Genomic DNA, 9,900 nt, shown 5'->3' on the forward strand with positions numbered 1-9,900 from the left:
TCATATCTTTGATATTAAGTGTTTCCATAACGATTTGAGATGGTTTGGTTTTCACTATCCTGTTCGTTGCCTGGTGCAAGTGATTCACTCTTATGTTGGCTAATCTTCTATGCAATAACTTTATTTTTCTTTCAAGTTTTATAATGTTACTTGTTTTGACATACTCCTTTCCATTTTTATTTTGTTGGTATTTGTTAGATACCTTGCGTTGTAACCTACGCAGTCTTTTCTCCATTTGCCTGATAACTCTTGTCCTATTGATATTTTTGAATGTCATGCCGTTACTACAAATGGCCAGGTCTTTGATGCCAACATCAATACCTATGCTTTCTCCGGTAAGTTCTACATATGGCTGTTCTTGGTCCAACCCTATGGACAAATACCAATACTTCCCGTCAAACGAAATTCTGGGGTTGATGTATTTACATGGAGATAGAGGTAATTGATTCGGTCTAATAGTTACCCAACCAATCTTCTCTAATAAAACAGCTTTTGCATTTACCTTTAGCTTAGACGTATCATTGTAAAAGCTAGGTTTCGTTTTCTTCCTACTTTTAAACCTAGGTCTTTCAGTCATTCCTTTGAAGAACTTCTTATAAGCATCGCAACCATCTTTTACAGCCTGCTTTGCCACGTTATTTGACACTTCGCTTAGCCAAACAAGGTCGCTCTTTTTGAGATTGGTAATTTGTTTTCTTAAATCATTATCGCATATAAACTTACCACCTTGTTTGTAGTTCTCTTGTTGTTTTCCAAGTGTCCAGTTATAAATAAATCGTGCAGTACCTACGGACTTCCACATTTTTTCTTCTTGCTCCCCGGTAGGATATAATCTAATTCTCTTGGCTCGTATCATTTTCTAACAACTCCTGAATCATTTTCTTTGCTTGGTTTGCTCGCTTACAACTGGTCTTTCACAAATTTAACTGCTTATACCTTAAGTGCGTTAATTAGGATAATGGAATATTGTACGAAACTGTACTGTTAAGAATCCTTAGAATTTATATATCAGAATTTCAGAAATGGTGCGGCTTCCTGCCGCTGGTGAGTTTATTATAGCAAAGAGAGTGTTTATACGCAAGCAGTTTTTCAAGAAATGTTTCGGATAGGGTATTTTCCCTTTACAGTACAATCCGGGTCCATCACTACGCTGATGGACCCGAAAGCCTCAAGAAAAAATATGCAATAAGTCTGCCCCTTCGCCAAAGACAATTTGAAATATTCTCACACCCGAACATTCTCCCTATACTTCGTAGGCGAAACCCCGGCATGCTTCTTAAATGCCAATGAAAAATAATTCGTATCCCGGTACCCCACCAGCATTGCAATTTTCCCCGTCTTCATATTTGATGTTTCTAATAAGAATTTTGCCTTTTCTATCCTCTTGCGCACGATGTATTCGTTGCACCCTTCCCCGCAGACCTTTTTAAAAAGCCGCGAAAAATAATTTGGGGTAATATAGAGATCCGCTGCTATATTTGCTACCGACAGTTCTTCTCCCAGATACTGATCTATGTATTTCTTAGCCTTTGATACGATCTCATGAATGTTTAACTCTTCTTTACTAAATAGCTGCACGATATAATTACGTGTAATTTCACAGGCTTCTTCCCGCTGGGCATGCAAAAGGGACTGCAGGAGGGCATTAATTTTACTGTCTGTGGCTTCCCCGGAATCACTGATATAAGAAAAGTACAGCACTGCGGCTATCTCAAAGCAGCATCTGCGGACATACGCACTGGATAAATTGTATGACTCTGTTGCCTTGCAGAATGTCTGGAATGCTTTTAATACATAATCAGAGTTACCGACATTTGCAGTCATGACATTTTTCAGCTCCATATAGATCTGCTGGAACATGGAAACTCTGCTCTGGGCATTATAGGACTGGATAATTTCGTGGATATTTTCTTTTTCATGTTCCAGCAGATATTTGGCATCGTTGTAAGAGACATAGAGATTTTTAAATCCCTCTACACTGCTGCCGATTACAGCTTTTGGCATACTGTTGAACTCATCTTTCAAAATATGATTCAGCTGTTCTACCCGCTCCACTGTCTCATCTGCCTGCTCTCCTGAAAAATATGCCAGAATAATTTTTCCATCGTCATCCATGAAGGTAATTCCTTCTTCTCTGGCATCCACCATGCCAATGCAGATATTCTTGATGGACATGGCACGGAAATTTTCAGATATATCCTTATTATCCGCATACAGTGTCGGTACCAATATCACGATCTGTAATTTCTGCTCCACAGCATAACGGTTTTCCAGCAGCAGATTTTGAAACCCTGACAGATCTGCCAGACGATTATGTACCAGATCCCGCATATATTCCTCCAGCTGCATCTGGGCAGATGCACCCTGGGTTCTCTGCATTCGGCTAGCGAGCTTCTCCTCCAGATTTTTCTGATCCAGATATTCCGCCTGATCCTTCATCAGCTGAGTCAGAAGGTCCTCATCGATGGGCTTTAACAAAAAATCCACTACCTGCATCCTCAGGCATTCCCTGGCATAGTCAAAGCTGTCATAACCGGTCAGAACTACAATGCGCATATCACTTTTAATGGTTTTTACCTGTTCAATCAACTGCAAACCGGTCATCTCTGTCATCTGAATATCCGTAATCATTACATCCGGCATATGCTCTTCTATAATCTTCAATGCCTCATTTCCCGAAGCGGCGGCAAACACTTCCTGAAAACCGATGGCATTCCAGGGAATTATATTTTTAATTCCCATACGTATCATTTTTTCATCATCCACAATTAACACTTTATACATTAAAGTACCCCCTTGTATTGTATTTCCTGCTCCAGAGGCAGGCGTATCCGCACCGTCACACCGCCCTGCTCATTGCAGCTGTAGCGCAGCCCGTACCCGTCCCCATACAGAATCTCGATCCGTTTATTAACATTTCTCACTCCATATCCAAAGGTCTCATCATACTGGGAGATAGACGCATTCATTTCATCAATCTGATCCCGGGTCATACCAGTTCCGCTGTCCGCCATAATAATGATCAGATCCTCCCCATCTTGATTAGCGCGGATTGTCACCTTTCCTTTCTTCCCTTCCTTAATCTTCAGCCCGTGGTAAATAGAATTTTCAATCAATGGCTGCAGAGTCATTTTGGGGATCTTGACATTGAAATACTCTTCCGAAATATCAATTTCACTTTGTATGATGTGATCATAACGGATATTTTGAATGGTGAGGTAACTTTTAATATGCTCCAGTTCCTGGGATAATTGGATAATATCCTTTCCTTTACTCAGGCAGATCCGGTAATAACTTGCCAGGGCTTTCACCATGGTGGAGCTTTCCAGATCTCCGTTGGCAAGGGTCTGCCAGTGGATACAGTCCAGCGTATTATACAGAAAATGCGGCTGTATCTGGGACTGCAGTGCATTAAAACGGATCTGTTCCATCTGATGCTGTTCCACCTTAACCTGCTCCATTAATTCAACAATCCGGTCCATCATCTCGTTAAATCCATGGGATAATTTCTGAAAATCCTGGCCCATTTTTTCTTCCTTTATACGGGTATCAAATTTTCCTTCAGATACGCTGTCCATCTTGCTGATTACTTTATCCAGCGGCTGATATGCCTTATGGACGATCCGGCTGCTCTGCACCAGTACAATTGCCACCAAAAACAGAATCACAACGGATAACATCGCCATAGTCATAATGCTGTCCCTGTATAATTCAAACTCCGGAATGACCATCACCATATAAAAATCCCAGATTCCAAGTCTTTTATAGAGGTATAATTTTCCTGATTTTTTAAAATTTCCTTCTGTACCTGTCAAGAGATTTTTATAATCCACTTCATCCATGACGGAATCCGGTTCCGAGGATGTCACTACATTTCCTTCCAGCCCCACCAGGCAGGTGATCGAATCAATTTTTTGGTTTGCTTTACTGCCTATCTGAATCAGGGTTGTCTCGTTGATATTCATACACAGAAGACCCAGCTTTTTTCCTACGTAGCTGGTATCATAGATAGGCTGATAAATATTAAGGGTATATCGGCTGCCCTTAAAATAAGCATTGTTATAGGTATAACGCATTTCCCCATAACCGGCAAAGCTGCTATTGACATAATCCTTTTGATAAGTTTCCTCAAATCCTGTTACCGCCAGGCCGTTATCCCCTTTATACAGATAACTGCCGGTATTGGATACCACCCCCAGGAAATTCAGATTTGACTGCAGATTCTTTACGTTAGACAGGGTATTGGTGGCCTTGTTGGTATTCTCTACCTGGGTTATGGCAGACTGCGCCTTTTCCTCGCTGCTTTGCACACTGTTTTTGTCAGTGTCCTTTCCGGCTGCATTATTATACTTTAGATATGCCTGTACATTTTTATCCATGACAATTGACCAGGCAATTGCCTTGTAATTATTCAAGCCACTTTGATAATTCTCTGCCAAAGTATTAATCTGTTCCATAGCTAGTGCCATCGTCTTCTCACGAACAGACTTAACAGAAGAAATCGTGGAGATGCTCAAAATACACATGGTACTGACAACTACCGCCATGGACAGGAAAAATTTCATCTTTTTATCAAAATTCATGCGTTCAAAGTAAATTCTCAAGTTTTTAAACATCGCACCACCTGCCATCCTTTTAAAGTACACAAACGATTCCACCTGATTGAAGGTGAAATCGTCTTATGGTTTTCCATGATTCTGTTTGCAGTATGAACTTCCTGCTATTGCATTCCCTTATTATATTTCACAATTGTCTAAAAGTCCATTTCAGCCTTTTACGGCTCCCGCCGTCATACCTTTTACCAGCTTATCCTGGAAGAAGATAAACATGATAATCATCGGTAAAACTGTCAGGGTCAGTACAGCCATAATCATCGGTGTATTCATAGAATACTGTCCCTGGAATTCCCAGACTGCCAGGGGCAGGGTTCTGTTCTGTGTGGACTGGGTCAGGGTATAAGCAAAACTGAACTCATTCCACATATTAACACCGTTGTAAATTGCAAGTGTAGAGAGTCCGGGTTTTGCAAGCGGTAAAATCATCTTAAAGAACATCTTGTACTTATTACATCCGTCTATCTCCGCTGACTCTTCAATCTCTCTTGGAATTCCCTGCATAAAGCTGGTGAGAATGAATACTGAGATAGGAACTGCAAACGCCACATAAGGACCGATCAATGCCCAGATGCTGTCATACAGTCCGGTACTCTGGGACATCTTAAATACCGGGATTAAAGTAATATGTATCGGTATAGACATACATGCCACAATCATTGCATAAAGCGGATTTGCCAGCTTAAACTTAAATCTGGCCAATGGATAAGATGCACAGGCAGAGATAAATAATAGTATTGTCAGGGAAACAGCCAGTACAATCACACTGTTTCCAAAAAACTTCCAGAAATTCCCCGCAAATACCGCCTGGTAATTATCCAGATTAAAAGCATCCGGCAGACTGAAAATTCCTTTTACCAGCATTTCAAATTTTTCTTTAAAGGAATTCAGCACCATAAACACAAATGGCATAAATGATATTATCAGATAAAAGATAGCAAAAACAAAGGCAATAACCCAGCAAATCACACTTTTCATTTTTGATTTTTTATATTGATCCATGAATTACGCCTCCTTTTTTCCATTTAATATTTTCATAGTAATAAGGGATACCAGGGTAATCAGGATAAACATACCGCCTGCTACCGCAGATCCATACCCCATGTTGAACGTCTTGAAGGATTGTTTATACATATATGTTGCCATTAATTCCGTAGAAGTACCGGGACCACCGCCGGTCATAACATAAATCAAATCAAAATATTTTAAGGAACCTACCATAGACAGAATTGCTGCACTCTTCATGGATGGTACTAATAATGGAAGTGCTATTTTCCAGAAATATTGTCCTCTTGTTGCCCCGTCTATGCGGGCAGCTTCAAATACATCATATGGAACATTGGTGAATGCTGCCATAAAATAAACCATGTAGAAAGGCGTAAACTGCCAGCAGATAACACCGATAACCGTTAATAACGCTGTCCGGGGATTACCCAAAAGGTCAATGTTGCCGCCCCCGAATACTTTGGCGATGGTACTGATGATGCCGCCATTTGTAGCTAACGCATAAGAAAACAGGAAACCAATCGCTACCGAAGACATTAACAATGGTATAAACCAGAGTACTTTAAATAAATTCATTTTCTTCCCGCCAAAATCCAGGAATGTTGCCAATGCCAGACCAATTGGAATCTGGATCACAATCGAAAGGATCATAATCTCTATATTATTTCGAAACGCTATCCAGAAACTTCCATCCTTAACCAGTGTAGACCAGTTGCCCAGCCCAATGAAAGACTTACTGGAAGAGATCCCATTCCATTTATAAAGGCTGGTGTTAAACGTATCGAGAATAGGATAAAAAATAAATACGATCAATAAAATAATTACAGGTGCCAGGAAAATGGCTGCTGCCTTCCTGGTGGCTCTTTGTCTTTGTTTCAGCAGGGAAACCTCTTTACCATCCATCGAATAACCTCCTTTTATTGAAAGGAGGACTCTAAAGCGTGTCCTGAGTCCCCCTGATTTCTGCTGTTTAACTTACTTATCAGCCAGATAGCTCTGCATTGCTTCCTGAAGTTTCTTATTAGCTTCATCCGGAGTCATGGTAAGACCAAAAATCTCCTGGCAGGTATCTTTATGCACTTCTGCTACTGCAGGCGGAAGGTACTGGTCATACCACAGCTGTGTGGATGATGCGTCATTTGCTGCGGTCAGGATATCTTTCGCTACCGGATCTGTAATCAAAGATTCTACACCCTTTACAGGCGGGATTTTGCCTTTATCAACCATCAGCTGTGTAGCTTCATCATCATAGTAATGTTCTGCACATTCAAAAGCTGCTTTTAACTTATCATCGGTACAGTTAAAGGAAATAAACTGATCTCCGATGGTTCCGATCTGGATAGACGCATCTGCATCTGAACCATCGACTGCCGGGAAAGAAAACCAGCCAATTTTTTCATAGAATTCCTTACTGTCGTTCTGGAAGTTTCCGGTATACCAGGATCCGCATAACAGCATTCCTGCCGACTCCTGATACATCAGCTGTCTTGCCTGTCCGTCATCCTCGCTTAAACTGTTAACACCTTCCGGGAAATAACCTTTCTTTACCCAATCCTGGATCTTGTCCCCTGCATATTTAAAGCATTCATCTTCGAATGATCCTGTGCCGTCCGCAGCTTTACTAAATGGTTCCAGTCCGCCATAACGGGTTGCAAGACTCATAAAGTACATTGAACCGGTCCATTTGGATGCATTTGCAAGGGCAAATGGTGTAATGCCATTTTCAACAAAAGTATCACAAACCTTTTCCAGTTCCGAAACTGTCTTTGGAACTTCCAGATTATATTTTTCAAACATTTCTTTATTGTAAAATATACCGGAAATAGATACATTCAAAACAGGTACTGCATAAATATGGTCTTTGTAGGTTGACTGTGCAACTGCCGCATCCATTGCTTTTTCTTCTACCTTACTGCCTTTGAATAAGTCATCGATAGGCTGGCCATATCCGGAATCGATATATTCAAACATTGGTCCTCCCGACCAGCTGGTATACATATCCGGACATTCACCTGAGCTCATTGCAATAACCAGTTTTTCCTTGTAAGTATCATTCTGTGTGGGAACAGAAGTAACGGTATAGCCTGACTGGGTCTCGGAATTAAATTTATCTACGGCATACTGCATGATTGATTTATCCGGGTCTTCCGTACCGATATTCCAGAAAATGATCTCTTTGCTGTCATTATTCGCCCCTGCGTCTGCCGCTTTGGTTTCACCTGCGTCCCCGCCCCCATCAGCAGTTGCTGCATCTGTGTCTGCCCCATCCGCAGCTGCCTGTGTTCCTGCATCCGTTGCCCCTGTGCCTGAAGTTCCGGAACCGCCGCATCCGGCACATAAGCTTGCCGTCATAGCTGCCGCCAGTGACAATGATACAACTGCTCTCCATCTCTTTTTCATTGTGTATCCTCCTTTTTCTTTTACAATTTCCTTGCTTTGTTATATGGTAAATACATATTATCACATGATAAGGATAAGCGAAATTTAATAAAATGTCTGAAATATATAATTTTCTTACCTTTTGGAAAATATTAGATGGGAGCATATCAGACAGAATATCAAAGAACAGATAAAGAAATAAAAAAAGAGAAAAAACAGCTATCAGACTGTCTTTTCTCTTTTTTAATCAATTAACTTTTAAAAGCACTCACCGGGTTCCTGATCCGGCCATTCTGTTTTCACACATTTCAGGATCATTGCTGAAGTCCTGGACATGGTGACATTCACACTTCCCCTGCATATGTCATATACCAGCGGTTCCATCGTATATCCATTCTCATCTGTGAGAACTAAACGAAGCAGACGGTCAGCATTTCCGATATTCGCCTGCCATACAGGTATGGAAAACTCCTGCTGCCCATCGCTGTTATTAAAAATAACAATCATCTGCTCATCTGCCGAAAACCTTCCATAGCTCAGGCAATGTCGCCTGCTGTCTAAAAACTTCAAAGATCCATGGGTTAACACCGGATTTTCTTTATGAATCTTAATCATGTCCTTATGGTATTGGATCAACTCCAGATCTTCCTGTCCCCATGGATAAGTTCTTCTGTTGTCCGGATCCGTAAATCCACAGACACCCGCTTCATCTCCATAATAAATCGTCGGTGCTCCCGGCCAGGTCATCTGCATGACCACTGCTTCACGAAGCACAGCCTTATTAATGAAATTCTCCGCAGCCTCATATCCCAGATTCGCCACACGGCCCACACAGTGGTTGGTACGGGTCAGGAAACGGGAATGGTCATGGTTAGACAGCTCATTCATGGCTACCTGAAGGGAAGGCGCCAGGAAATTAGACATATGGTGGGTCATCGCCCCCACAAAGTTCTCATGATTTCCCAGCATATCTTCACGGTATTCATCACTATGCTTTTCCATGCCGGTAAAGAACCAGGTCATAGGCTCCATAAATGCATCATAATTCATGACCGTATCCCATTCATCGCCTTTCAGCCACATTCCTGCATCTCCGTAATGTTCCGCCAGGATCAGAGCGTCTGGATTTGCCTTCTTTACAACCTTTCGGAACTCCTTCCAGAACTTGTGATTGTATTCATTGCTGAATCCAAGGTCAGCCGCCACATCCAGGCGCCATCCATCCACATTAAAGGGCGGGGAAACCCATTTCCCGGCAATCCTCATGATATATTCATACAGTTTCTCAGATTCCTCGTAAGCAAGCTTAGGAAGGGTATCATGCCCCCACCAACCGTCATAATAAGCATTATAAGGCCACTCATGTTCATTGTTAAACTTAAAAAAGCTGCGGTAAGGACTGTCTTTATCAATATAAGCCCCTTTTTCATATCCCGGCTGGTTCTCATAGATCCGTTCCCGGTCAAGCCATTTATTAAAAGATCCGCAATGGTTAAACACGCCATCCAGGATAATCTTCATCCCACGGTTGTGTACTTCCTCTACCAGCTTCGCAAAAAATGCATTGCTTGCCTCCAGGTTCTCTTTGTCGGTTACTCTCTTAATGTATTTTGTCGCATGTGTATTATCTTTATCCCAGGGTTCCAGCACCTGTCCCCCATCACTTACAATTTTCCCATAATGGGGATCAATATAATCGTAATCCTGTATATCATATTTATGGTTGGATGGCGAAACGAATATCGGGTTAAAATATATAACTTCCACGCCTAAGTCCTGTAAATAATCCAGCTTATCCATTACACCCTGAAGGTCTCCGCCGTAAAACTCCCGGATTCCCATATATGCAGGACGTTTGTTCCAGTCTTTCACACCGGAAGCATGGTCTCCAATGTAAAAATAT

At 41.6% G+C, this 9,900-nt stretch carries 7 protein-coding genes; all 7 read right to left on the minus strand.

The genetic code is table 11. From position 1 onward, the window contains the following. A partial coding sequence (locus RHS_RS21405; RefSeq protein WP_047834322.1) for an RNA-guided endonuclease TnpB family protein occupies positions 1-856 on the minus strand: 856 nt, incomplete at its 3' end. Positions 857-1,224: 368 nt separating this feature from the next. Beyond that, complete coding sequence (locus RHS_RS21410; RefSeq protein ID WP_047834323.1) at positions 1,225-2,784, minus strand: response regulator; 1,560 nt, start codon at positions 2,782-2,784, stop codon at positions 1,225-1,227. Continuing rightward, entirely contained in the window at positions 2,784-4,646 is a 1,863-nt protein-coding gene (locus RHS_RS21415) for a sensor histidine kinase (RefSeq protein ID WP_395023261.1), read from the minus strand. Before RHS_RS21415 ends, RHS_RS21410 begins: the two co-directional genes overlap by 1 nt. 120 nt (positions 4,647-4,766) lie before the next feature. Beyond that, entirely contained in the window at positions 4,767-5,615 is an 849-nt protein-coding gene (locus RHS_RS21420; protein ID WP_027295008.1) for a carbohydrate ABC transporter permease, read from the minus strand. Between the two features lie 3 nt (positions 5,616-5,618). Then, complete coding sequence (locus tag RHS_RS21425) at positions 5,619-6,521, minus strand: carbohydrate ABC transporter permease (protein WP_027295009.1); 903 nt, start codon at positions 6,519-6,521, stop codon at positions 5,619-5,621. Between the two features lie 72 nt (positions 6,522-6,593). Beyond that, positions 6,594-8,018, minus strand: a complete 1,425-nt coding sequence (locus RHS_RS21430; protein ID WP_044297480.1) for an extracellular solute-binding protein — start codon at positions 8,016-8,018, stop codon at positions 6,594-6,596. 237 nt (positions 8,019-8,255) lie between these two features. Beyond that, a partial coding sequence (locus tag RHS_RS21435; RefSeq protein WP_047834324.1) for an alpha-amylase family glycosyl hydrolase occupies positions 8,256-9,900 on the minus strand: 1,645 nt, incomplete at its 5' end.

Source organism: Robinsoniella sp. RHS, assembly GCF_001029355.1.
Classification (GTDB): Bacteria; Bacillota; Clostridia; order Lachnospirales; family Lachnospiraceae; genus Robinsoniella; species Robinsoniella peoriensis.